This window comes from Flavicella sp. IMCC45537, from assembly GCF_057197705.1.
Map to the genome: position 1 here is coordinate 2,515,788 of NZ_CM170067.1, position 24,667 is coordinate 2,540,454.

General features: G+C 31.8%; 20 protein-coding genes. 5 read left to right on the plus strand and 15 right to left on the minus strand.

The genetic code is table 11. From position 1 onward, the window contains the following. Positions 1–16: 16 nt before the first annotated feature. The 3 genes from AC2DGP_RS10270 to AC2DGP_RS10280 are packed head-to-tail and all read left to right on the plus strand — an operon-like array spanning position 17 to position 5,831. Positions 17–3,106: a hypothetical protein gene (locus AC2DGP_RS10270; RefSeq protein WP_484489972.1), complete on the plus strand. Its 3,090-nt coding sequence runs from the start codon at positions 17–19 to the stop codon at positions 3,104–3,106. After that, entirely contained in the window at positions 3,106–4,320 is a 1,215-nt protein-coding gene (locus AC2DGP_RS10275; RefSeq protein WP_484489973.1) for a hypothetical protein, read from the plus strand. Before AC2DGP_RS10270 ends, AC2DGP_RS10275 begins: the two co-directional genes overlap by 1 nt. Beyond that, on the plus strand, positions 4,314–5,831 hold the full coding sequence (locus tag AC2DGP_RS10280; RefSeq protein WP_484489974.1) for a glycoside hydrolase family 2 TIM barrel-domain containing protein: 1,518 nt from the start codon (positions 4,314–4,316) through the stop codon (positions 5,829–5,831). The genes AC2DGP_RS10275 and AC2DGP_RS10280 overlap by 7 nt, the downstream gene beginning before the upstream one ends. 4 nt (positions 5,832–5,835) lie before the next feature. Here the strand turns inward: AC2DGP_RS10280 and AC2DGP_RS10285 are convergent, their stop codons facing one another. The 3 genes from AC2DGP_RS10285 to AC2DGP_RS10295 form a co-directional block, all read right to left on the minus strand. After that, the gene (locus AC2DGP_RS10285; protein ID WP_484489975.1) at positions 5,836–7,014 is read right to left on the minus strand and encodes a glycosyltransferase; all 1,179 of its coding nucleotides are present in this window, start codon (positions 7,012–7,014) and stop codon (positions 5,836–5,838) included. A 95-nt stretch (positions 7,015–7,109) separates the two neighbouring features. Beyond that, the gene (locus AC2DGP_RS10290) at positions 7,110–8,360 is read right to left on the minus strand and encodes an oligosaccharide flippase family protein (protein WP_484489976.1); all 1,251 of its coding nucleotides are present in this window, start codon (positions 8,358–8,360) and stop codon (positions 7,110–7,112) included. 17 nt (positions 8,361–8,377) lie between these two features. Beyond that, complete coding sequence (locus AC2DGP_RS10295; RefSeq protein ID WP_484489977.1) at positions 8,378–9,514, minus strand: response regulator; 1,137 nt, start codon at positions 9,512–9,514, stop codon at positions 8,378–8,380. Between the two features lie 211 nt (positions 9,515–9,725). Between AC2DGP_RS10295 and AC2DGP_RS10300 the strand changes: the two genes are divergently transcribed. Beyond that, entirely contained in the window at positions 9,726–11,789 is a 2,064-nt protein-coding gene (locus AC2DGP_RS10300) for a tetratricopeptide repeat protein (protein WP_484489978.1), read from the plus strand. Positions 11,790–12,295: 506 nt separating this feature from the next. Here the strand turns inward: AC2DGP_RS10300 and AC2DGP_RS10305 are convergent. From AC2DGP_RS10305 to AC2DGP_RS10345, 9 genes are all read right to left on the minus strand, one after another. Then, the gene (locus tag AC2DGP_RS10305) at positions 12,296–14,737 is read right to left on the minus strand and encodes a DUF4114 domain-containing protein (protein WP_484489979.1); all 2,442 of its coding nucleotides are present in this window, start codon (positions 14,735–14,737) and stop codon (positions 12,296–12,298) included. A 125-nt stretch (positions 14,738–14,862) separates the two neighbouring features. Continuing rightward, entirely contained in the window at positions 14,863–15,180 is a 318-nt protein-coding gene (locus tag AC2DGP_RS10310) for an Hpt domain-containing protein (protein WP_484489980.1), read from the minus strand. 2 nt (positions 15,181–15,182) lie between these two features. After that, positions 15,183–16,238, minus strand: coding sequence for a sensor histidine kinase (locus tag AC2DGP_RS10315; protein WP_484489981.1), 1,056 nt, complete (start codon positions 16,236–16,238; stop codon positions 15,183–15,185). Beyond that, positions 16,238–17,371 (minus strand): FIST signal transduction protein, encoded by a 1,134-nt coding sequence (locus tag AC2DGP_RS10320; RefSeq protein WP_484489982.1) that lies wholly within the window; start codon positions 17,369–17,371, stop codon positions 16,238–16,240. Before AC2DGP_RS10320 ends, AC2DGP_RS10315 begins: the two co-directional genes overlap by 1 nt. After that, positions 17,368–19,356, minus strand: a complete 1,989-nt coding sequence (locus AC2DGP_RS10325) for a PAS domain-containing sensor histidine kinase (RefSeq protein WP_484489983.1) — start codon at positions 19,354–19,356, stop codon at positions 17,368–17,370. Before AC2DGP_RS10325 ends, AC2DGP_RS10320 begins: the two co-directional genes overlap by 4 nt. 6 nt (positions 19,357–19,362) lie before the next feature. Then, positions 19,363–19,902: a heme NO-binding domain-containing protein gene (locus tag AC2DGP_RS10330; RefSeq protein WP_484489984.1), complete on the minus strand. Its 540-nt coding sequence runs from the start codon at positions 19,900–19,902 to the stop codon at positions 19,363–19,365. A 1-nt stretch (position 19,903) separates the two neighbouring features. Next, entirely contained in the window at positions 19,904–20,320 is a 417-nt protein-coding gene (locus AC2DGP_RS10335) for a response regulator (protein WP_484489985.1), read from the minus strand. Between the two features lie 160 nt (positions 20,321–20,480). Beyond that, positions 20,481–20,657 carry a hypothetical protein gene (locus AC2DGP_RS10340; protein WP_484489986.1) on the minus strand — a complete coding sequence of 59 codons (177 nt, stop codon included), beginning with the start codon at positions 20,655–20,657 and terminating at the stop codon, positions 20,481–20,483. A 144-nt stretch (positions 20,658–20,801) separates the two neighbouring features. Beyond that, entirely contained in the window at positions 20,802–21,260 is a 459-nt protein-coding gene (locus tag AC2DGP_RS10345) for an RrF2 family transcriptional regulator (protein ID WP_484489987.1), read from the minus strand. A 107-nt stretch (positions 21,261–21,367) separates the two neighbouring features. Between AC2DGP_RS10345 and AC2DGP_RS10350 the strand changes: the two genes are divergently transcribed. Continuing rightward, positions 21,368–22,000 (plus strand): Crp/Fnr family transcriptional regulator, encoded by a 633-nt coding sequence (locus AC2DGP_RS10350; protein WP_484489988.1) that lies wholly within the window; start codon positions 21,368–21,370, stop codon positions 21,998–22,000. 1 nt (position 22,001) lies between these two features. Here AC2DGP_RS10350 and AC2DGP_RS10355 read toward each other — a convergent pair whose 3' ends face one another. The 3 genes from AC2DGP_RS10355 to AC2DGP_RS10365 all read right to left on the minus strand — a co-directional run bounded on the left by AC2DGP_RS10355 (position 22,002) and on the right by AC2DGP_RS10365 (position 24,511). Then, positions 22,002–22,511, minus strand: a complete 510-nt coding sequence (locus AC2DGP_RS10355; RefSeq protein WP_484489989.1) for a hypothetical protein — start codon at positions 22,509–22,511, stop codon at positions 22,002–22,004. 10 nt (positions 22,512–22,521) lie between these two features. Beyond that, positions 22,522–22,968: a DUF2846 domain-containing protein gene (locus tag AC2DGP_RS10360; RefSeq protein ID WP_484489990.1), complete on the minus strand. Its 447-nt coding sequence runs from the start codon at positions 22,966–22,968 to the stop codon at positions 22,522–22,524. 187 nt (positions 22,969–23,155) lie between these two features. Then, positions 23,156–24,511, minus strand: coding sequence for a T9SS type A sorting domain-containing protein (locus AC2DGP_RS10365; protein ID WP_484489991.1), 1,356 nt, complete (start codon positions 24,509–24,511; stop codon positions 23,156–23,158). Positions 24,512–24,667 lie beyond the last annotated feature (156 nt).

Consider the following 24,667-nt stretch of genomic DNA (forward strand, 5'->3'; position numbering starts at 1 on the left):
AAAAACTGCTTCTTACATGAAGAAACAAACTAATAAATATCTGATAGTAGCGTTGCTATTTGGTATCTTATTTCATGGCACCGCAATCTTTTTCACACTTGAAAAAACCTATGATGCGTTGATCCATTTGTTTTTTGCTGAGCACTACTCAACTTCATGGTTTGAACCTTGGAATTACAAGTGGTACACAGGATTCACAGTGATGAGTTACCCACCGTTAGTACATCAATTTATTGGTTTACTTTCCTTTGTAGGCGGATTAAAATTTGGTCTTTTCACGGTAGCCTTTATAGCCATTATTTTATTTATCACTGGTAGTTATAGATTTTCTTTGTTGATCACGGGCTCTAGGAAATCTGCTGGATATGCCGCAGTCTTAGCGGTATTCTCATCAACATTTATTGAAACACTGCACTTATTCGGTCAATTACCGAGTATTATTGGTGCTTCTATCTTGATGCACTCCCTGCCTGAAATTTACAATTGGTTAAAAACCGGTAAATATAAATATTTAGGAAATTCCCTTTCTTTAATGGCAGTCATGGTGTGTTCACATCATGTTACTCCAATATTCGGAATGGTTTTCTTCATTTTTCCATTAATAGGCCAAGTAATTCTAGATACTGCAAGTGATAAAGTAGGAAGCTTCCAGAAAGTTAGCTTCAGACTTTTCCTTCAAACCTTTGCAAAACTTTTTAAAAGGATTATCAGCTTTGGACTTGCCTCGTTATTTTTAATTGTTGTTTGTATTCTTCCTTATTGGATCAACACAAAAAATAACCCCATAACTCAAATCCCAATTCCACATGGGTCTCGAGATAATTTCTTAGAAGTTACCTCATCAGGATTAGTATTCTTTTTAATTCCTTGGGGAATTTTATTGGCAATTTTACCTTATGTATTTTACAGATACTACAGTAAAAGATACATCTGTTTTGGTATTTCTATTACGGTATTAACTATTTTAGGAACAGGAGGTACAACCCCTATTCCAAGAATGTTTTTAGGTGAAACAGCTTTTAATATCTTAACCCTAGACAGATTTACACTTTGGGCCTCTTTGATGTCGATGCCAATTTTTGGTGAATTCAGTTACAGAATGACAGAGGGAGATTTAAAGGAGTTGATTCAAGAAAAATATGGCGCCGTATATCATAGGCTTTTTGGAGCCTTGTTGATGTTCTTTTACATCTTTATGGCTATTTTTACGCTAAACCTTGGTTATTTCCGCCCTTCCCAGCCGCAAAAAATAAAAACACTACCGATTACAAACTTTTTAAACCAAGATCAACATGATAAATGGAGATATCTGACTCTTGGTTTTGGTGATCAAATGGCATGGCTCGGGGCAAACACAAAAGCATTAAGTGTTGATGGTAATTATCATTCTGCAAGAAGGCTTCCTGAACTTACAACAAGAGCCATAGAGCGCTTAGAAAATTCAAAATTTAAAGGAATTGAAGGTATTGGATCCTTGCAGCAATTTTTAACAGTTCCCGAAAAATATAGTTTGAAATACATCTTCTCAAACGATAAATTTTACGATCCAATTTTATATTTCTGCGGTTGGCAAAGATTACAGCAATTAGAAAATGGTATTATGGTATGGGAAAAACTAAATGTCCCCCCCATAGCCACAATACTAGAACAAGATGAAATTGCCACTTTTCAAAAAGTAATGTGGGGACTAATTCCTGTAAGCACAGTAATTATAGCAATATTTGTTAATCTTAGAATGATTATTAGAAGGACCCTTAAAACAGAGAAAAACAAAACGGCTCCTTACAAGAAATACGTTTTAAATCATGAAAAATTTCCTTTTAAACTAGTAAAATTCTTACATGTTTGGATTGTATTTCTTATGCTCTGTATCGGTTATGGAGTTTATGAATTTTACATCAAAAACATTTCTCATTATAGTCCAGAAAATGTTGTAAAAGCTTATTACAACGCACTAGATTTTAAAGAATATGAAGCTGCTCATGCCCTTCTCGATCCTAATAAAAAAGTAAAAATTGCTCAATTTATGCTAGAACAATCTGTAAGAGATGGTGTTTTAGGTTCTTATGCTAAATTAGATTCAATGGCAGTTTCTATTACTTATAAAAATGATAGTACTGCTCATGCATGGGTTTATGCCGAGTGGATTACTCCTCTTGAAAAAATTAGCAGAAAATCCGAACATGACATGGTATCACATGATGGGGAGTGGTTTATTAAATTAAAAAAATTAGATTACGACCTTCCTCCAAACCAATTATATGTTGATAATGGGACGCAATATTTCAATCACGGAAGAAGAAAAACGACCACGGAACAAACATTTCATGAGGATGTATTAAAACGTCCTGTATTAGAAATTTTAAGTTCAAAACTAGTTAAAGTAGACAAAAGCTATGCACTAATTGGTGAAATACAAAATATTGATAACGTACCTGCCGATGTAGTTCTAAAAGGAACCTTATACAACGATGAGAATATTGAAATTGCAACATACAACTGCAAACACACTGCAAAGCATAAATTAATGCCCAAAGAAATTACTAGCTTTAAAATTAACTTTGAAGGGATTGCTTGGTCAAAAACCAAGGATTCTATTCCGAGCACCTTTAATCCAGATGAATTCACCCCTGTAGAATTAAGTCATCAGCCTACAAAATTTAACCTTCAAGCAATAGGAAGCGTGACAACTACAAAAATGTATAAGAACAATGTATTAAATAGAATCAAGGTAAAAGAAGATCATATAAGTGGATTTTTATTCAATAATGGAATTCAAGAAATTACAATTCCTCAACTTTTAATTTCTTATTACAACGAAAATAAAGAACTAATTTGGGTAGAACATTTGTTCATAGAAGAAGGAGTTAGGCAAGAAAGAAAACGTTATTTCAAATATAATTTAAAAGAGTTTGGTAGTCTTAACATTATCAATAGTTCGATGGAAAATTGCTTTGTAAATGGTTTTCCTAATGAAGATATTTCAAATGCAGTTGTACCCAATCGAATTCACAAACATCCTGTTCAGAGACTACAAAGCATTGAAAATAATTTGGCTTGTTATATAAAAATTGAATTAAATAATTTTATCGGAAACCCGAAATAATGAAAACAAGATCTTACATACTCATCTTATTTTTTGTTTCCTGTTTTTTAATAACAGGCCAAAACAACACGGATTTACCGAAAATTAAACTTCACACAAATGACACTACTTTTGTTGCTGGAACCTTCCACAGTTTAGACTTTTCAACAACTTATAATTTTACTCCATTGTTATATTTAAACAACAGTTATGGAACTACAGTTATAAAACCTAATAGGATTCAAAAGTTTCTTTTTTATAAAATCCCGAATAACATTTCTAACAAAAGAGGTGTTGTCAACTGGGTACTAACACACAACAAAAAACAACTGCTATCAGGGGAAATTACTATTATTAGTGACACCATTGTTTCTAAAATAGAAACCTACGTTGGCCCTCCAAGTATTGAAGCAGGGGGTAGAGATTTTTCTATGTCTGTGATGATTCCTACAGATACTTTAGACAACCCTGTTATGGATAATTCTAAAGTTATTTTCAAAAAACAATTCTTAACCCGGGAAGACTCCACTGCATTAGCTGTTCGTGATTTATTTTGCTTCAGAAAAATTTATTCTCCAACAAAAACAGGTAGATTTTTAATCTCATCTGCTTGTTATAACAAACAATCAACAGAGCACACCCTTAATGTTTGGGCATCATTACCAACAGATTTCACAATTTCTTCACATAGCAATCACATGTATGCTGATGGTAATCAAATATGCACCATAACCTCTTCTATAATTACGGATGCCTACGGAAACCTTGTGAGTGACGGTACTGCTGTAGAATTAGTGATAAAAGACAAACAAGGAAATATTCTTTCTGCAAACGGAAACACAATTAATGGAGTGGCGATTGCAAAATTAGTACACCCTGATCATGCCCAGACTTGGAACGTAAAAGCTTATGTATATGGTATGGCAGAAAGTAAAACTATTACCTTAAATTTTAAACAGGCCATCAAGGACTTTGAGGTTGTTTTTTCTGAACATAATAGAGAAATTACCATTGGCCCTTTAAAAAGTTTTATGCATCAAATGATTCCTGATGGGTTAAGAATAGAACTGGATATCACAAACCAAGATCGTTCTCATAAATACATGGTCCATACCTCTAAAGATGGATATGCTACTTTTTATTTAGATCCTGAAAATTATAAAAACGAGACCTATAACTTTAAAATTAAAGCGGCAGGGATCTCAAAAATATTTAAAAACAAAAGAGTATGGTAAGTTTAAATAAATTAACGATTCGTATTCTATTAATCCTAATATTTATGTCTATAACTGGCTTATTTGTTTATGGAATTTCTTCTCTTTTTACTTTTCTAAATACCGGAGCAGACAGGTCCAAAATGTTACGTGGTGAAGTTTATAAAACCCAACAGTATATCCCTAACTTAAAATGGGCTCCCATTCGAAATATTGGAAGAAGAATGGATAAACAGACGCTAATGAATGTTGAAAAAAACTATTTAGATGCCTGGTATATAAAAAATGTTGCTTATCAAATAAACTCAATTAAAGGAATTGAAGATTATTATACGGACAGTGCAGAAAAAAACTTGTTTGAATTTATTGATTTTAACAAAGAAGAAAATATCCATATAGAAGCAACTACTTTAGAACACAATCCAAACATCAATTTTTTCAGTGAAGATGGACAACTTATTTCATTAACGGATTACGGTGTCAAAGAATACCAACGTATTTATAAGAATGATTCTTTATTGTTTGAAAACCAGGATATTTTCGATTATAAAGCTATTTTATTGTTAGAAGATGGCTTTTGGAGAATTCGTCACCTAGTTAAAGAGCCTTCTGTTAAAAAAATTAAAGCGACTCCTCAGATGGAGCCTTATCCTAACTTTAAAATAAAAGGCATTAATTACTATCCAAAAAATAGTGCGTGGGACACTTTTGGGGAAAACTTTGACCCTAAAGTTTTGGCAAAAGATTTTGAAATAATTAGAGAGGCAGGACTCAATACTATTAGAATTTTTATTCAATACGAAGATTTTGGAAAAGCAGAAGTTATCCCTGAAAAACTAAATAAATTAAAAGCATTATTGGATGTAGCTGAACAAAAAAATCTAAAAGTAATTGTTACCCTTTTTGACTTTTATGGCGACTATTCTGTTTTGGATTGGACATTGACTATTAGACATGCTGAAATCATTGTGCAACAATTCAAAGAACATGAAGCCATATTGGCTTGGGATGTGAAAAATGAACCTGATTTGGATTTTGAGTCAAGAGGGAAAAAGAAAGTATTATCATGGTTACATCAAACCATATCCACAATAAAAAGAATCGATCAAAAACATGCGGTTACTGTGGGGTGGGCAAAGATTGAAAACGCAACCCTATTAAAAGACAGACTCACATTGATTACATTTCATTATTATGAAGATATTTCCCTATTTAAGGATGCTTATTTAAACCTTAAAAAGAATATTCCAAACAAACCCATAGCATTAGGAGAATTTGGAATTTCTTCTTATCGTGGAATTTGGAAACCCTATGGAACATCTGAACGTGCCCAAGAAGAATTTCATAAAACAATGCAATCTGTTTTCAAAGAAAACAACATCCAATTTTTATCTTGGACTTTGTATGATTTTGACCACATTCCTACGGCCGTTGTAGGAAAATTACCATGGAGAAAAAATGCACAGAAAAAATTCGGTTTTATCAACTCAAAAGGGAAACCTAAAAAATCTTTTACTTATATCTCAAATTAGTAAATTATTTTGTTTTCGATATCTTTTCAAATTCGGTTAGATATTTTCTGGTAATTACTTCCATCGGAAGGGCGGTAGCAGCTTTGTAATTTGCCTTCCCTAATTCAGTTCTATACTTCTCATCTACAGCAATCTTTTCAATTGCATTTGCCAACTCTGTAGTGTTTTCTGGCAAGAAAAACTCTCCACGATACCCTTCCTGCTCCACCAAACTTGCTAGGTCTCCTAAATTAGTCATAACTACCGCCTTTCCATAACTTCCTGCCTGATGTAAAACCCCAGAGCTACCCGTAGTAGAAGTATAAGGAAATAACACCATGGCACTTTCGTTGAACAACGGAGCCACCTCAACTTCTTCCACATACCCCGTAAACACAAGCTGTTTTACATCTTTGTATTTTTCTTTTACACTTTCAAGGTAACCTGGAACATTTGGGTTGTCTGTACCTGCAATCACTATTTCCATGTCTAAATCAGATCTTTTTCTTAATTCTTCAACAGCTTCTATTACAATCTCAACCTTTTTATAAGTACCAAATTTCCCAAAGGTCATAATTTTTAAAGGACCTTCAGGGAGCTGATAATTAGGTTCTTCAGGGATTTCAAAAGTTCCATGAGGAATATGAATAATATTATTGGTTTTGTATTTATCTTGAAGAGTCTCTACATATTTCTCCATAGTTACTGCAACTTTATCAGCTTGTAAAATAAATTTTGTAAGCGTTGTACCAATAAAACCATACACTTTTTGAAGCGTTTTATTTTTGGTAAACCCAGCGCTATCAAGATCTACTTTTTCCATTATATTATGCAACAATACGATGGTCGGAATCTTTTTTAATTTACATCTATAGGGCAACAATAAACTCATTGCAGCAGCGACCTTTTTATCTCCAAATTTCATAAACTGAAGATTGAATAAAACCCCATCAGGTTTTGTTTCTGAGATGGCATTCATCACAGAAAACAAATTGGAATAACTATTAAATTTCCAACACTCTTTAACCGTTATCTTACATCCTTCTTCTTCAAACGCAAGATCCTTTTGCTCTGGAGTATAATCTGTCAATAAAATTAACTCCTCAACATCTTTATGTAACCTAAATGATTTTACTAGGTAATAAGCATATTCAGTTAAGGTAATTTTACTAGGTGGGTAGGCAGTTACAATGGCTAATTTCATATGAGTGATTTTAATTTTTATTAAAAATGCAATTTTTTAAATATTTTTATAGTTACAGTCGCTCAATGACACTTAAACTACGGTGAATTGAACTTTTATGTGGTTATACTCTTTCGTTGATCCTTAAGGTAATATAAAAACTGTGCTACCAACAAGACGAACATAGCAATAATCTGCACCTGAACAACTTGTTCTAAACTTTCATGAAATACTACGATTAACAATACTTGAGAAACTCCTAGTATTGCTAAAAAAAGAACGGGAAAATACCGATCTAGAGACAAATAATAATAAGCGAAAATATTAGACACAGCGAATAAAGAGGTTGCCAAAGCGTATTTCCACAACAAACCTCCCACTCCTATATACTGTTCACCAAACAATAATAATATTATATACTTTGGAAACACAAAACAGACCAGTACAATTGAAAAAGAAATCGCAGCAATATAGCCAACATATTTATAGAGGACTTTGGACGTATTTTTACCTTCTTTTTTAAGCTTTACAACTGTAGGCAACAAAATCATTACATACATCCATGCTATAAAATATACCATTCTTCCAATAAGCGCAAGAGAGGCATACAATCCTGCTTCATAACTATCAAAATAATGCTTCACTAAAAGTATATCACTATTATTTATTACAATCTGAGTCATTTCATAGAGCGCTGTCAATGCGAAAAATGTAGTTATTTGTTTCTTCTGAACTTGACTAAGAGATCCTTTCTGAAAAAAAATTGTTTTTACATTTTTCAAAGGAAAAACTCCAAAAACAAAAGACAAAACAATACCGAAAGAAATTAAAACAGACGTATCTAAATCTAAAAAATATAGAAAAAGAAAGGTAAACAACACTCTGCTAATCATTTCGGCCTGGTAGGTAATAGATAAAAAGACAAATTGTTTTTTTCCTTGAAAAACACCTCGATTAACGCTCATTAAAAAATAAAACGGCACTCCTATACCGAAATACACAAACATTTGAGAGGAAGTTGTGTTTAAAAAACTTTGTAATGTTTTAGAAAAAGCTACAATAATTCCACCAAAAAAAAGTCCAACCAAAATTGCAATTCCAAATATTTTCTTGGTAAAAATTAAATATTCTTCTTCAGACCATGAATAAGAAAATTTTGCGGTAACAAGCTGAAAAGACATTGCAACAAAAGATACAACTAACAAAAACGTGATCAACACGGCTGCATCTGCAAACTTTTCAGGTCCTAAAACCCTACCCAAAATTAAATTATACAAGTAGTTTCCTCCATTAACGAGTAAACCACTTAACATAAATATTTGTTCAGGAGATATTTTTTTCCCTTTCATTACATTTAGCATATCCATAGCAAAATAGACTAATTTTAATTTCTATATTTCACAGCAATCTCTCCTAATTGCCCCACAATCTTTAAAGAATCTTTCATGGAAAGTTTAGACCCATCTGCATGAATCCATCTTTTCAAAGGTTGCTCACAAATCATTGAAACCGCCTTTTCCTTACCATAAATATTACCCATTCTTTTAAATATTTCAACGTCAAATAACCATCTCGTTAAAAATTTATCTTTAAAGACTACTTTCACTAAATCTCTCCTTATGATTTTTGCACCACATTGCGTGTCTTTAAAATTCATTCCTAAAATTTTTCTGATGATAAAATTAATTGTCAAACTAATAATTTCACGTGCAGACTCTTTATTTATATCTGCCCCCATCCTAGCAATACGAGAACCACTTACAATCTGAAAATCTGAATTTTCAATGGTATTTACCAAATCGTCAAAATCTTTAAAATCTGTAGATAAATCGGCATCTAAATACCCTAAATAATCCAACTGAGGATCTTTTACCAAATGCAACATTCCTTGTCGGACAGCTTCTCCTTTTCCCCCGTTTTTCTCACAATCATAAACAGAAATAAAATCTTCTCTACCTTTTGCCAAGTCTTTTAACACCTTCAAAGTATCATCTTTACTTCCATCATTTACAAAACATAAATGATATCCTAAATTACTATCTAGAAAATCAGTAAATTCTTTACTTAACAATCTGGTTTCTTCGTTATAACAAGGGATAACAACCCCTACACAACTCTTTGAAATTTGTGCGTTATTAGAAACACGTTTGCTATCAAAGTTTTCTGGAACCCCTATCAACCTTCTAACCCTTACAGATATTTCACTAAGTTGAACAGGTTTTTTCATATAGTCATCAATCCCTAAATCAAAACCATCTACTATGGTATCCTCATCAGTATTTCCTGACATTATCATAATTGATAATTTTTTGCCTTCGGATCGCAATTGCTTTACAATATCCAACCCAGACATTCCATCCATATTAATATCCACAATCAATAAGTCGGGATTAAAATCATCTATCAATTTCAATCCATCTTTACCATTCTGTGCTGTTTTTATCTCGTACCCTAAACTGGACAAATGCTTCTCTAGGGATAAAAGAACCAATTGTTGATCATCAATAGCTACTATTTTCATATATTTTTTTTTATATTTAAAAGGTTCGGTCAATCATTTTAAACGTATCAACTAAAGTTAGTGAATTTTTTCTAATTTTAGTATAGGTTCAAAACTATTAGAAACAGAAGTGAAAGATCAATTCATTTCGATGAATGACATGAATGTGTCGATGAAAATGCCTACCGTATTGCTTAACTTGCAGTATAACAAATTTGAAAAAATTGTCGCTATGAAAAAACGAATACTCTATGTTATTCTGTTGATGTTAACTTTAACAACCGCCTCTTCTCAAAACATGAAAAAGGGGTTCACCTACCTAGAAACAGGAAAATATCCAGAAGCTGTATCTTTCTTTGAAAAGATTTTAAAAAAATATCCCGATAACAAAACAGCTAAACTTTGTTATGGTAGAGCTGTTGGTTTAAATGGAGACGCTCCAAAGGCTGTGGGTATATTTACAGAAATGTTGAAAGATTATCCAGGAGATTTTGAAATCAAATTAAATTATGCAGAGTCCATGCTTTGGAATAAACAATTTGAAGATGCGGAGAATTATTACGAAAAATTAGCAAATGAAAATGGAACAAGTTTCCCGGCTTTATTAGGATATGCAAATACTTTGTCAAATCTTAAAAAATATCCTGAAGCATTAAAATTTGTGAACAAAGCTTTAAAGGTACTTCCTGGTAACCCGAATGCAATGGTTTCTAAAAAATATATTCAATTAGGTTATGCTGATAGTTTAACCAAACAACAAAAATATCCTGAAGCAATAGCGCTATTAAAAGACAACTTAAAGTTATTTAAGGATGATCCGGATACACAAAAAAACCTTGTGAACACTTACTTGATTGCAAAGCAATATGAGAATGCAAAACAAGTTTATTATGATATTGCAACCTCAAAGAAAGACAGTATCTTTTCATTAAACGGACTTTCTTTAATTGCCCATTTTGAAAACAAAAACAAAACCGCATTAAAAATTAGTGACCAAGCCCTATCGATGCTGCCTATGATTGATGATAAAGAATTAAGCATACAAACAGAATCTAGAAATGTACAAGCCTTAATTTGGAACAAGAAATATAAAAAAGCAGAAAACAACATTGATGAATTGATCAAACAGAACCCTAAGGAAACATGGCCTATATCTCTTAGAGCAACACTTAATGTATATAAAGGAGATTTTAAAAATACCATTGAGGACTATGATAAGATTTTAGCGACAGAAGAAAGTTCCTTTGATGGAAACCTAGGAAAAGCAAATGCTTTAAAAGCATCTGGTAAATACAATGCAGCCTACGCTGCGGCAAATCAAACTTTAAAATATTATGACAACCAAAAAGACGTATTAAACTTTATCAAAGCCTTAGACAAGTCATTTACTCCCTATGCAGAAATGAAAACCGCTTACAGCTACGATAACGGATATAACAATGCTTTGTTTACCCAACTAGAAGCCACATATCCTATTTCTACCGCTACTACATTGAGAGCGAGTTACAACTTTAGAACTACAAAAAACAGCATCACAAAAAACAGTGCCAACGCCAATACTTTTCTAGCAGGGGCTACTCAACAACTGATGCCAAATGTAGCCTTAAATGCTATGATAGGTTTTACTACAACCAACACAAAATCTAATAATTACGGACAATTATTAGCCGATGTTTCTGTAAATCTTAAACCTTTTAAATTACATACTCTTGAAGTTGGATATATAAGAGAAATGGAAACTTTTAATGCGGATTTATTAGAACAAGAAATTGTGAAGAATAATTTTTATGGAAATTATAATTTTGGAACGAATTACAATGTAGGTTGGTTTACTCAATACTATTATACGGTTCAAACTGATGGAAACGCAAGAAATTTATTATTTACATCGTTATATTACAATCTTTACAACAAGCCATTCATAAAAACTGGAGTAAACTTTCAAGCCATTTCGTTTAAAGATCAAGTACCACAGATATACTTTAGTCCTTCAAAATTTAGAGCTTATGAAATCTTTGTTGACATTTTAAAAGATGAATATGGTACAAAAAGTAGAAGTATCTATTACAATTTAAATGCAGCTATCGGGTATCAATTTATTGAAAACGACCCAAAACAAGGAACCTATAGAATTCAAGCAAAATTAGGATATCGTTTTAACAGCAGACTTATTGCTAACTTCTACGGAGTACGCAGTAATATTGCCTCTGCAACGGTAGCTGGTTTTACTTATACTGAAATTGGAGTAAGAGTAAAATGGCATTTTATGGATAAGCCTGCCTTTTCAAAAAGATAGTAATAGGATCCTTAAAAAAAATCTTCTTTTAAGAAGGTTTTTTTTACCTAACAGGCACTTCAACATCAGATTAAAACACCAAATAACTTTCGCACCTCTTCTAAAAAACTACAACAAGCAAGAGGCAGCCATTTTATCAAAAAACAAAGGATATAATTCAAAACAGCACTAAAAATTATTCTGATAGATAAGAAACTAAAACAATTCACACCTTAAATTACTAGGGCTCACCCATAGAATAAAATAGAGATCTCAGCTAAAGAACTTGTCTTTCATGTACGCTAACACTTTAGATATCCTAGTAAAAATAAACTCCTTTAACCAACGTATTTTTACAAACATAAATAAGTACCCTGAAAACATTTTTATATCTTAGAAATAGCAACAAGAACATAAAATGATGAATCCTGCAAATCATGTTCACATCTTACATTTCTCACACTTAAATAAAAAAAGACCCTCTGTTTGAAACAGAAGGCCTTGGAAAGGGGGTACTTAAATATTGTTTATCTAATCATAAAGCTTCCTTTATGTACTTGGTTTGCATCATCAATCACCTGGTAACTGTATACTCCTTTCATATTCGATTTAGACTGGTAGTGAAATTCATTTGCTGTTTTCATTGGTAATGCTTTCGCATCTACTAATCTTCCCATCATATCAAATACTTTAATTGTTGCTGTTCTGGAATCTCTAGGAATTTCAATAATTGTTTTTCCTATAAATGGATTCGGATAATTTCTAGAAATATCTGTTCCCTCACCCTCTGTATCTGTCACACTTGCTACTTTAGGCTCAACTAATTTTACATTTTCAACTTTTACTGAAAAGTCTACTTTATTTACATAGTCTCCTTGTACAGAAAACACTAAAGTTCTAATTGTTTTTAAGTCAATTGTATTTCCTTCATCATCTACAAAATCATTAAATGAGATCATTACTTTTTCTGTTTCATAAGAAGGTGCAATTGTTTTACGTAATCTTTTGCTCCAATCCGTAATATCATCTGTCATTAAAATTACCTCTATAGCATGAGAACTTTCAACTTCAAACTCAATCGCATCAAATTCATTTACATCTAATACTTGATCTCCTGGTCTTAAGTGACGGAACATGTTGATCGTTCCTTTTAATTCTCCTTCTACATTGATATTTCTCTCTACCAAATGCTCTCCTGCTTCCTGAGTAGCTTCTGAAATCGAAACATCAAAAGATGAAACGGCATCAATTTCTGTATTAAAATCTGCTCCCCATGGTCCATCTGCTAAATACAACGCATCTTTTTGAGAAGAAGCTGCCGTTTCAATTGACATTCCCACGTCAAATAAATTCCCTGTTTCTATTACTACTGTTTGATTCCAAGCCCCAGTTAAAGCAACTGTTTTTTGCATTGCTGAGGTATCAGAAACTTCTGTTGCTGAAATATTTGCCGAAAAAGTCATTTCTTTAACCCTTGCTTTATTCACAACTTCTAATTCAACTTTACCATCTTTGTAAGATCCTGATTTCACAAAAACCAATGGCGTTCTATCTGCTATATCTGTACTAGTTAATTCTTTTTCTGCTTCTAATGAATCAAAAATATGATTTGCAATAGAGAACACTTGAGAGAAAGTTGTACCCCAAATTTGGAAGTTATAATAATCTCCAGCTGGATACTGATCTATGTTCCAAAAACTAAACACTTCGTTAGATACTTCTCCTAATTTCACTGAAAACGTTAAAGTATATTCTATTTCTCCATGATTTCTAATAATCTTAGAACTGATAACTCTATGTCCTCTTACCGTTACAGGTCTTACGTCTTCTAAAGATGATTGATTTAAACGATCACAGATTGCTTTTGAATGATCATACACAGATCCTTTAGTTGCTGTTGCCAAAGCTGCAGAAACTCTATTTTCTCCATCATACATATCTATGGCAAAAATCTCAGTGGCATTGGTTACCCCAATTAAATCCTCTGGACTTGAGATTTGAGCCACCTCTGTTTGAAACATTCCAGTTTCTGGTAAAAACTTCTCTAACTGAGTAGTTTCTTCTTTACTAGCTTTTCTTTGTTTTTTATTAAAAATTTGTTGCTGTGATTTTTGATCTGCTTTTGAGTTTGTTTTTTCACGAGTAAAATTTCTTTTGGCAATCAAATTTGCCAATTTACCATTACTTTCTAAACCTCCATTATTTGAAGAGGATACATTAGGTGTTGCCTCACTAACATCAACATAATTTGTTGTTACAATAGCTTCATATGGAGATGCAGTTACATAAAAAATTGCATCGTTAAAATCGTTATCACATGATCCGTAATCTCTTCTAATATCTTCAAACCCTAAAATAATTCTTTCGTGATCTGGATCTTTCAACAATACATTGTGATGTCTTAATTCTTCTTTTGGCTCTGGATTGTAAATAGGGTTAGAAAACACATCCCAGTAGGCATTTCCTACCGCACCATTTCTCCATGCATTGGCCAATAAAACCCACCCAATAGCAGTTCCTTCTTCAAAAGTTCCTAATTTTACTTTATCCCCCATAATCAAACCTCCTCCACTTCCTAAAGCAGATACATTCGGAAAGATGATTGTTATCTCATCCTTAGAAGGTCTTGTTGCTGGAGGATTTCCAACAGGGTAAGTATAAAACCCTAAAACATTTCTATATCCTGCTCCTTCATCAACAAATGTTACAAAGATATCAGCTGTCGCATTTAAATTTATATCTGTATCGTACCCAGATGATATATAATGAGGGTTGTAGTCAGGTACTGGAAAGCTCTCAGGCAAAGCATCGCTTATCATTTCTTGAGTTTCCACAGAAACATCATCTCTTACTTCTTCTAAATATAGGGGGGTTCCATTTGAAGTGTATTCACCTAAAAATTTGTAATCTTGTGCATTAATAATTGTTACAGCGAACAATAAGATTAATTGAAGTAATGATTTTTTCATAAGACATAGTTTTATATATGTCAAATTTACTCTCAAATACTGCTGTTTTATTTAGTTTTCGATACCATAAAAAAAACCATCGGTGAATGGATGGTTTTAGAGGTTAATTGGTTTCAATGAAATTTTTATAATTTTTCAATAAAATCCTGCATAGTTTTCAATATTGACTCAAATTCTTGTCTTAATTCTGTTGAATTATCCAAGAGAAACTTCTCATATTTCACAGCCAATTCATAACCTTGCTCTAATCCTATGATACTCATTTTATGTTTTATTTTATGAACTATTTCGGCTGTTTCCTTAAAATTTTCTTGAGCAATACAAGTATCATATACATTTTTCTCCTCAGGAAATTCTTGTTTTAAAATCTCTATTATTTTTTTTTCAAAATCAAGATCACCGCCTGAAAGCGTTGTTATATAATTTAAATTTGGTTGTTCCATAATTATTTTTTGATGGTGAAATAAAACGTAGTTCCTTCCCCTATTTTTGATTCAAGCCAAATGCGACCTTCATATAAATCTATAATTTTTTTAACAATAGAAAGTCCTATTCCCGAAGAGTTATGCGTATTTTCTAACTTTTGAAATGTTTGAAAAATTTTTTCAAAATATTTTTCCTCAATCCCTTTTCCATTATCTTTTACCTGAAACTCCCAATAATCCTCCTTCTCTATAAAATTAATAGCAACCTTTGCCTTTTCTTTATCGTTATACTTGATAGCATTTTCAATAAGATTTTGAAACAACTGTTGCATTCTAAATTTATCCCCTTGTACAACAGGGTAATTTTCCATAAATATAACTTCTACATTATTAGGAACATAAACGCTTCTCATAATAGTTTCTAAAGTGTTTTTTATATCAACATCATATTTTTCTAATTCAACCTTACCAATGGTAGAATACTCTAAAATACCCTTGATCAAAAAGTCCATTTTTTCAACATTCTCTAAAATAAGATTCACTGTTTTTTCGCCCTCTTGTCCTAGTTTCTCTTTAAAATCCTCAAATAACCAAGTGGTTAAAGTACTAATGCTACGCAATGGAGATTTTAAATCGTGAGAAACCATATGCGCATACTCACTCAGTTCTTTATTCTGATGTTCCAAATCCCTCAGTAACAAATCTCTCTGGGAATTCATTTGTAAAATTTCTTGGGTTTGATTCTCTATATAATCAAATAATTTATCTCCTACTTTTATAGAAGCTTCTTCATCATTTTTATCTGAATCATCCAAAGAATGAATTCGTAACGCAGTACTTATTTCATTCAATCTATCAATAACACGTTTTTGGGATTTGGTTTCTTCTATCAATTTTTGATTGGCAGCAAATAATTCCTCTGAACTTATAGACATCGCTCTTTGAAGCATAGAATGCTGGTCATCAAAATTATTATAAGATAAATTAACAGATTCTAAAAAACGAGCCACTTCTGGAATGGCCAGTATTTCGTCATTTAGATTTTTTCTAATTTGTCTTGCTAGCAATGAATTCATTATTCACTTATTAATGTTATTGTCATTGTTTGGTTGTGTAATTGACAAGAGGTTTCACCATGAAAAGGTGCAATTTCACCATAAGAATAAAATCCACAAACTGTAGTATCCTCATCAACTACTTCAACTACTTCTTCTACTTCCTCCTCTACTCTTTGATCCAAAACAAGTTTTCTTCCAATACAGCTAACAAGAATTGCCAATTGGGCTTTTGTTTCTCTTAATTCTTTCGCTTGAATTGCAGCTCTTTCTGACGCATTTGCAATATTATCTACGTTTGTCATCATTAACTGAACCTTCGCGTTTTCAGCAATATTCCCTGCCAATATCATTGCATTTTCTTCTTCATTGATATTTAAAATAGTTCTAACAATTGACTGCTTTTCATTAATTGATTTTACATTCAAAGGATATAACAAAGCAGCACTTGGAAGATCTTTAGACTTCTCTCCTAAATATTTCTTATACAAATCTAAGGCTGGCATATTGTCTAATTCGTACAATATATTTCCTTTACTCTTAGTAACTGTTCTTTCCGGACCAAATGGCGTCCATCCTCCATATATTGAAAAGGTAACCTCTAACTCTTCACCATAAAATCCAACCGCAACAATTTCTCCTTGTTTTGGATTTTCATTATACGAAGCAACTGTTGACTCAAATCTAGCATCATCTCCGCACAAACCTCCTGTTATTAAAATATTATCATCCATAGAAGAATTCATCCCTTTGGTTAAATCACTTCCATTGATAAAACTACCTTCAGACACAACAAACATATACTTGAGCCCCGTTTTATCAAAGCTATCTAATAAGTCCTTTCCGGTTTTGAAACTATCCAAATCGGTATTTAAAACATTACTTGTTTTTATTTCAAATTTTGTTTTTTCAAACTCAACAGCGGTAACAACAAGACCTTCATTTTCAACAGATTCTTTTGTAATATCTCCAGAAGAAGAACCAAAAACAAAATGTCCACCAGGAAATAATCCTTTCATATTTTCATAAATAGCAGGATCTTGTAACAAGTATTTATTTCCAAATACTAGAACAAGAGGATTGATAAGATCCTTTTTTTCTATAATATATTCCCAATCACTTTCTGGTCTTTTTCTTAATTGTACAGTTTTCATAGCTTTTGTTTTAAAATTGTAAAATAAAAAGTGGTTCCTTTACCAAGTTCACTTTCTAACCATATTTCTCCTTTATATAAATTAATTATTTTCTTTACGATAGACAACCCGATTCCGGAGGACTCTTTATTATCTGTCAATGCCTGAAAGATTTTAAATATTTTATTAAAATCCTTTTTTGCAATTCCAATCCCATTATCTTTGATAGAAAATTGATAATAAGATGCAAATTCTAATACATCCACTTCAATAAGACCTTTGGATTTATCAATATATCGAACAGCATTGCTAATTATATTCAAAAACAACTGCTGAAATTTCGTTTCATCTCCTTTAATAGTGGGTAAACTATTCTTAATTTTTAATTCTATGTGCTCAGGAAAAAACAAAATATGAGGCAATCCTAGTACAACTTCATTAAGATCAACTTCTTCCATTTTTTCATTCCCAGAAGTGATACTAGAATATTCTAATATATCGGAAATTAATTTTTCCATTTTTTCTAAAGTCTTCTCTATAAGATCAAAATTCTTTAAACTTGTTGGATCAAACTTCCCTTCATTATCCTCTTTTAACCACGTAAATAGAGCATTAAGACTACGCAATGGAGACTTTAAATCATGAGAAACAATATGGGCATACTCTTCTAATTCAGTATTACTTTTTTCCAACTTCTCTAACAAGTCAGCCTTTTGTTTTTCTAAACTTCTAAATTCTGTAATATCTAAATGAATCCCTATGGAACCCACAACTTCTCCATTTATGTTATAATGAGGCGCTCCACTAACAAGCCAATTTCTAAAAGAATTATCTTTTAACTTAACTATCAATTCGTAAGAATTTGAATTACCTACAAGTCTATCCTTGGTTTCTTTAAGAATTTCTTTTTTTGCGGTTCCTTCGGTAAATATATCACTAGCAATCTTGCCAACTAGTTCCTTTTCAGCATAACCAGACATATTGATAAAACTTTGATTTGCCATTAAAATTTTATCATCTCTATCTACTTCCAAAAGCCCTAAATTCATATTAGCAATAATGCTACTGTACTTCAATCTTTCCGCTTCAATATTCTGATTGTATCGCTGTTTTAATGTTACATCCCTATAGCTCCACAAGTGTCCTTTATATATTTCATTTTCAAAAATTGGTATAAAATCTCTTTCTAAGATTTTACCTTTTTTCATTTTTAAAACATCCCCTAAAACCACTTGTTTATTTGCAACCAATTCATTAATCCTGGAAACAAAATATTCAGATTCCTCAAATAAATCATGGAAAATATCTGTAAAATTTGCATGATTTTGCCCTTTCATTTTTTCAAGTTCTTCTTTATTAGAAAAGAATTCTCCTAGCTTATTATTCGAAATGACAATTTGGTCTTTTTCATCTACCAATAAGACTCCTGTATCCAAATTTAGAATCAAGGTTGATAAACGATTTTCTGAGGCTTTTAATAATTCTTGAGCTTCTTTTTCTTTAGTAACATCTCTTACAATTCCTTGGGCAGCAATTGGGTTTTGTTTACTATCAAAAACGATACTAGAATTAATTTGGACAAATTTACTTTGACCATTTTTGGTAACAACTTTAATTTGAAAGTTTGTCAATACTCCCTTGGTAGATAATTGAATGAATCCCTCTGTGGTTTTTCCTCTATCATCTGGGTGAACTATATTAAATAAATTTATTTTATCTTTAGTTAAATCATACCCAAGCATGTCTACTGCAGCATTGTTCATTTTGATAACAAAGCCTTGCAAATCCATAACAACATAGGCATCGACAATATTTTCAAAAATCCCCTTAAGTTGAGAGTTTTTTTCGCTGATTGTCCCTTCCAATTCAGTATTGGCTTTGGATAACTTCTGCGTTAACTCATAAAGATTGGCAGATTTTTCTTCCAAAATTTTCTCTGCCTGCTTTCTTGCAGACTTTTCTCGAGCAAGTGCTCTTTCAAGTATTGCAATTTTTTTATCTTCCATGAAGATTTAGTTTTTGTGAATTGTAAATTTCACTTCAGTACCATCTTCGTTAATTTTTTCAAGGTTAATTTCTGCTTTAGCGTTAAAGTGTTCGAAAGTTTTATTCATTAACCCTAATCCAAAATGATGCATAGCCCTACTTGACTTATAAATCATCACTAATTTATTTTCTGTTTTTTCCAAAATCTCAAATGTCGGCAATTCCGCATCATGATATATTTTTTTTACTTCTACGTGTATATGATGCTCTATGGAAGATAACATCTCAATAGGATCTTTATACATCGCAAGCATGTCTGGGTAATTTTTTTCTATCACAGAAAAAAAATGCTCAGCATACACTAGCAATAAATTATCTATTGAAATGGAAGTATTAGCGCTTAAATTTTTTAATAGGCTTAGCATTTCTGAAAAGCTATAAGTTCCTATGGAAGTATACACTCCTCCTGAATCTAAATTAGATTGTTCAATAATGGTATCTACCATTTCCAAACCAAATTTTTCCTCAACTAAATCTAAAAATTCTGTAAAAACAATTCCTTTCATATTATTTTTTTATTAGCTCATTCATACTCCAATACGCCAATAGTCTTACTATTTTTGAAACGTAATCTTCGTATTTCAAAGGTTTTATTACATATCCCGCAATTCCTATCTTGTAACATTCCATCACATCTTTATCGTTGCTAGAGGTAGATAATACAATAGTTGGAAGGTATTTTAATACATCATCCTCTTTTAAAATCGATAAAAATTCTATACCATTCATCTTTGGCATATTTAAATCTAATAAAATAATATCGGGTAATGCGTCTTTTTTACGTAAAATTTCTAGAGCTTCTTCACCATTGTTTGCTTCTACAATTGTGTGATCTAGTCCTTTTGAAGAAATAGTACGATTCAATTTCATCACTTCAATCGCATCATCTTCTATCAGCAAAATTTTTAATTTCTTTTCTTCCATGGTATTTCTATTTAAGGTATAAATAAAATAATAATGCAATAATTATATTCGTTTTTTAGATTAATCGACAATAAGTGTCGACGAATGGTAATTATCTGCAGTTAAACTAAATTAATATTTCTATTAATGGCATGGGGGATCACAAGAAACTAATATCAACCTATTCTTTGGTTAATAAGCTTTGTACTATTTTGTAAACAGCAATAAAGGCACATAAAACGACAAGTAACACTCCATCTTTCAATGCCATCGGTTTAAAAATAAAGTTCGTTTGACTGAAAATTGATGCACTGGAAAAACAGGCAATCAAAATAATAAATTTTCTATAATTTTTCATAATACACATATTTAAAACTCTATACCTCAAAAGTATAAGTTATGAATCACGTGTACTGTAATAAAACGTTGAAGAGTATTTTACTATCGACGAAAGGGAAATAAACTCTGATAAAGAAAAATAAAAATAGGATAAAAAATATTTCTATTCTTGTTTCAAAGCGTCATAATCCTTAAGAGATAAGACCTTATTCGTATCTATTATTTCAGAAGAAAATTGCGCTATTGTTTTATCTCGAAAATTTGCAAGAATCTTATTTTTAAAAGGCGCCGCAATATAATGCACTGGACATGGATTTTCATCTTCACATTTAGAAAGTCCTAAAAAACATTGATTGAACTTATTAGGGCCATCAATATTTTCAACGATATCCCAAATAGAATTTTTTTGATTTTCCTCGCTTAAATAAAATCCTCCGTTTGGTCCTTTAATAGAAGTTACCAGTTTACTTTTTGTCAATTGCTGTAATAACTTTGCCAAAAAAGGCTGCGGTGTTTCCAACTCATCAGCAATTTTTTTTACACCTATTTTTTTTGTTTTATCAGAATACAAAGACAAATATAAAATAGAACGTATAGCGTATTTACAAGCGTTTGATAACATGTGATAGAATTTAAGAAACAAAGATACAAAAAAAGATATTTTTATCTCTCTTTAGACAAGAAACTAACCCAACATTTAAGTATATTTACATGTGAACTTTATAGAAAATGGACAAACAGTTAACACTTCACTACCAACACATATTTGAAGAAACTCTTTTAAAAGAAATCGATTCTATTGGAACTTATAAAAGTTTCAAAGAAGGTGAGAAACTTATGGATATCGGCACCAAAATCACCTATATGCCCTTGCTTTTAGAGGGTGCGATAAAAATTTTAAGGGAAGACGAACAAGGAGATGAATTGGTGCTTTATTTTTTAGAAAGAGGAGATACCTGTGCCATGACATTAAGCTGTTGTATTGGAAATGCAATTAGTGAGATTAGAGCCGTTACCGAAACCAAAACACGTGTAATTATGATTCCCGTTCAAAAAATGGAGGACTGGATGAGCAAATATAAATCTTGGCAAAACTTTATCTTAGAGAGCTATCAAAATAGAATGAAAGAAATGCTAGAGGCAATCGACTCTATTGCTTTTTTAAACATGGATGAACGCCTATTAAAATATCTACGAGATAAAGCCATGGTAAACGGTAATGAAGCCATTAAAGCAACGCATCAGGATATAGCTTTTGACCTACATACCAGTCGAGTGGTAGTATCTCGTTTATTAAAAAAGTTAGAAAAAGAAAGGAAAATAAAACTGAACAGAAACTTAATAACAGTTATTGACCTTTAGTTTATTTAAATCTATAGCCTGCGTGTAATCCAAAAACTGGTGAAACACCGTCATAACCGGTCGCAAAACTAATTCCCATTACACCTCGCAACACCAAAGGAACATCAGCAAATCTATATCCGAAACCTACGTCCCATAATATTGCGCTACCTTTGTACTCACTTCTTCCAGGAAATGTTGTCAATAATTTGGGATTTGTAATTTCTTTATACCCAAACAAAACATCCATATCTAAGAAAAATCTTGATCCGAATCTGATATTTGGACCTAAATAATAGGCATTAAAACCATCACCAAAACCAGCTGAAGCTTTTACTCCCAGTGCTCCTTCATGCATTTTTAAAGCATCATACACACCATGCACTCCAAAACCGTATACAGCATTGCTAAAATCATATTCATCCGGGCCGTTTGTTACAACTCCTGCGTATAAAGTAAATTTCTCACTATTATCGTATTGAGCAAAACTTAAAATTGTCCCCAAAAAGAACGCCAAAATAATTTTATTCATAGTAGTCTATTTAATTTCTGTATGCACTTATTAGTAGCTTTAACTTTTGCATTTCTTTCTTTGCTGTCTCTTCCTTAATTTCAGTCAAGGTAGGTCTATTACCATTCAAGCCCAAACGTTCGTCTTGTCGAATAAAATAATGCTCATTGGCTTTAACATCTAGTTCTATTACAGCAGAACTTTCTGCAGAAAATGCGGCAAATGAATACACACCAGGTTTTAATTCCCATCTAAAAAAAGTACCCGGGCCAGTTCCTCCTGCATCTAAACCATTTATTTTTATATTGGTAGATAAGGCAGCTGCGAACATTCTGTTAGGACGATAGATATATACTACCCCCTTGTCGGATACCTTTGTAAACTCTTTGGCTTTCATACTAGCTTCGTCTGTAGCGTTAGATGTTGATGCACATGAAACCATGAATAGTACCGAAAATAGAATCATTATTTTTTTCATATTACAAAATTAAATATTTTTTACAATCCTAAAACTAATCATGTGTAACTTATTCATATCAAAATACTCTAACTATCGTAATATATAAAGAATTGTAAATTCAACCATCCAATTCTGTTAGTGAATGGTAGGAATAAACAAATAAATGCCCCAATTTACATTGAGGCATTTATTATTAATTTTGAAGCTATCTTTTCACAAACTTCATCGAGAGGTATTTATCATTCGTTTTTATTCTCGCAATGTAAATGCCTGTGGAAAGTTGCGAAACGTTAAGTTTCTTTTCTCCTATTAAATTGGAAACTATCAGATTCCCTGAAAGATCAAATACTTCCATTTGTTCAATAAAAGCCTGACTAATAATTTCTAATTCTTCTTTAACAACATTTGATTTCAGTCTAAAATCTATATTTTCAACAGAAGAATTTGAAGCTGTAGCAGCAACAACTAAATATCCCTGTGAATCCAATTCTAAAGAATTACCTAATCCCGCACCATCAGCAACAAACTGGGATAACTGGGTACTTGTTAAACCGCTAGCATCTGTACCAAAACGGATTACATTTTCTTTGAACCCTGTAATATTTACCACAGCACCAACATCAAAAGTAAAACCATCTGAGGCATCAAAATTAATTGCCGTTACTGCGTCATCTATATTTAAATTAAATACACAACTAGTACTTTTCATATTCAGTGCTCCTAGGTTACTTAAGTTTGCATTTACATTCATATTTAATGTATTACCATTATTCATTTTAATAGTACTTTCAAGGCAATCTGCAGTATTTATCGTAAGATTATTAGATACACCTTGTCCACTTGATATCCAAACATCATCTGTAACAACATGTGAGGCATCTGTTGCGATAAAAATATTCGTATTTGAATTCATGTAAATCTCCTTCGCTGAAATGGTTGCATTACCTAATAAATTATAAGCTCCTACCTGAGAAAAAGTAAACCTCCAATCTGGAGTACCAGTACTAACCAACTCAGTTGATACAAAATCACCTTTCATATTTACAATCCCCTTATTATTAATAACCATAACACAGTCAAATAACACAGAACACGTTGCTTCAAAATTTAAAGTAGCATCAGTTTTAAAATTTCTAAACGCTAAGGAACCTTTAAAGGTTTTATCCGGTACAAACAAATCATTCTCAATAACAAAATCATTATAAAATGAAAATGAAGAAGTACCTGTTATAACATTATCAAATACAATATTTGCAGCATCCCAATAAGAAGTTGTTGCAACATCAATTTGTAAATGTAACGTCCCAGAATTCGTTTCATTGATTTCATAGTTTCCGGAGGCAGTGTCAGAGATTAATTTATTCCCATAGATATCAGTATCTAAATTAGAAATCTCTTGTTGAACAGTAATTTCTTCTAAAGTCATAGCATCCGGAAGTCCTGCTGACCAATTCAAAGCATCTGACCATAAATTGCCAGTTTGTCCACCGATAAACGTTGTTTGGGCGTACATACCTACCACAAAAAACAACGATAAGATAAATAAGTATTTTGTCTTCATAATGTAATATTTTTTGGTTTTAACCAAAATTAAATTTTACATCATCTATCAAAATAATATTTCGACTAAACAAAAAAAACTATAGATGAATAGACGAAATTCTACTATATAAGAAAAGTTAAATACTGTAAAAAAGAAATCTATCTACAATTCCAT

What these genes read in the sequence shown, in the direction of transcription:
- AC2DGP_RS10335 (WP_484489985.1), bottom strand. Translation starts at nt 20,320, where the DNA reads ATGGAAGAAAAGAAATTAAAAATTTTGCTGATAGAAGATGATGCGATT.
- AC2DGP_RS10305 (WP_484489979.1), bottom strand. Translation starts at nt 14,737, where the DNA reads ATGAAAAAATCATTACTTCAATTAATCTTATTGTTCGCTGTAACAATT.
- AC2DGP_RS10355 (WP_484489989.1), bottom strand. Translation starts at nt 22,511, where the DNA reads ATGAATAAAATTATTTTGGCGTTCTTTTTGGGGACAATTTTAAGTTTT.
- AC2DGP_RS10285 (WP_484489975.1), bottom strand. Translation starts at nt 7,014, where the DNA reads ATGAAATTAGCCATTGTAACTGCCTACCCACCTAGTAAAATTACCTTA.
- AC2DGP_RS10270 (WP_484489972.1), top strand. Translation starts at nt 17, where the DNA reads ATGAAGAAACAAACTAATAAATATCTGATAGTAGCGTTGCTATTTGGT.
- AC2DGP_RS10320 (WP_484489982.1), bottom strand. Translation starts at nt 17,371, where the DNA reads ATGAAAACTGTACAATTAAGAAAAAGACCAGAAAGTGATTGGGAATAT.
- AC2DGP_RS10295 (WP_484489977.1), bottom strand. Translation starts at nt 9,514, where the DNA reads ATGAAAATAGTAGCTATTGATGATCAACAATTGGTTCTTTTATCCCTA.
- AC2DGP_RS10330 (WP_484489984.1), bottom strand. Translation starts at nt 19,902, where the DNA reads ATGAAAGGAATTGTTTTTACAGAATTTTTAGATTTAGTTGAGGAAAAA.
- AC2DGP_RS10315 (WP_484489981.1), bottom strand. Translation starts at nt 16,238, where the DNA reads ATGAATTCATTGCTAGCAAGACAAATTAGAAAAAATCTAAATGACGAA.
- AC2DGP_RS10300 (WP_484489978.1), top strand. Translation starts at nt 9,726, where the DNA reads ATGAAAAAACGAATACTCTATGTTATTCTGTTGATGTTAACTTTAACA.
- AC2DGP_RS10365 (WP_484489991.1), bottom strand. Translation starts at nt 24,511, where the DNA reads ATGAAGACAAAATACTTATTTATCTTATCGTTGTTTTTTGTGGTAGGT.
- AC2DGP_RS10290 (WP_484489976.1), bottom strand. Translation starts at nt 8,360, where the DNA reads ATGGATATGCTAAATGTAATGAAAGGGAAAAAAATATCTCCTGAACAA.
- AC2DGP_RS10360 (WP_484489990.1), bottom strand. Translation starts at nt 22,968, where the DNA reads ATGAAAAAAATAATGATTCTATTTTCGGTACTATTCATGGTTTCATGT.
- AC2DGP_RS10280 (WP_484489974.1), top strand. Translation starts at nt 4,314, where the DNA reads ATGGTAAGTTTAAATAAATTAACGATTCGTATTCTATTAATCCTAATA.
- AC2DGP_RS10275 (WP_484489973.1), top strand. Translation starts at nt 3,106, where the DNA reads ATGAAAACAAGATCTTACATACTCATCTTATTTTTTGTTTCCTGTTTT.
- AC2DGP_RS10345 (WP_484489987.1), bottom strand. Translation starts at nt 21,260, where the DNA reads ATGTTATCAAACGCTTGTAAATACGCTATACGTTCTATTTTATATTTG.
- AC2DGP_RS10340 (WP_484489986.1), bottom strand. Translation starts at nt 20,657, where the DNA reads ATGAAAAATTATAGAAAATTTATTATTTTGATTGCCTGTTTTTCCAGT.
- AC2DGP_RS10310 (WP_484489980.1), bottom strand. Translation starts at nt 15,180, where the DNA reads ATGGAACAACCAAATTTAAATTATATAACAACGCTTTCAGGCGGTGAT.
- AC2DGP_RS10325 (WP_484489983.1), bottom strand. Translation starts at nt 19,356, where the DNA reads ATGGAAGATAAAAAAATTGCAATACTTGAAAGAGCACTTGCTCGAGAA.
- AC2DGP_RS10350 (WP_484489988.1), top strand. Translation starts at nt 21,368, where the DNA reads ATGGACAAACAGTTAACACTTCACTACCAACACATATTTGAAGAAACT.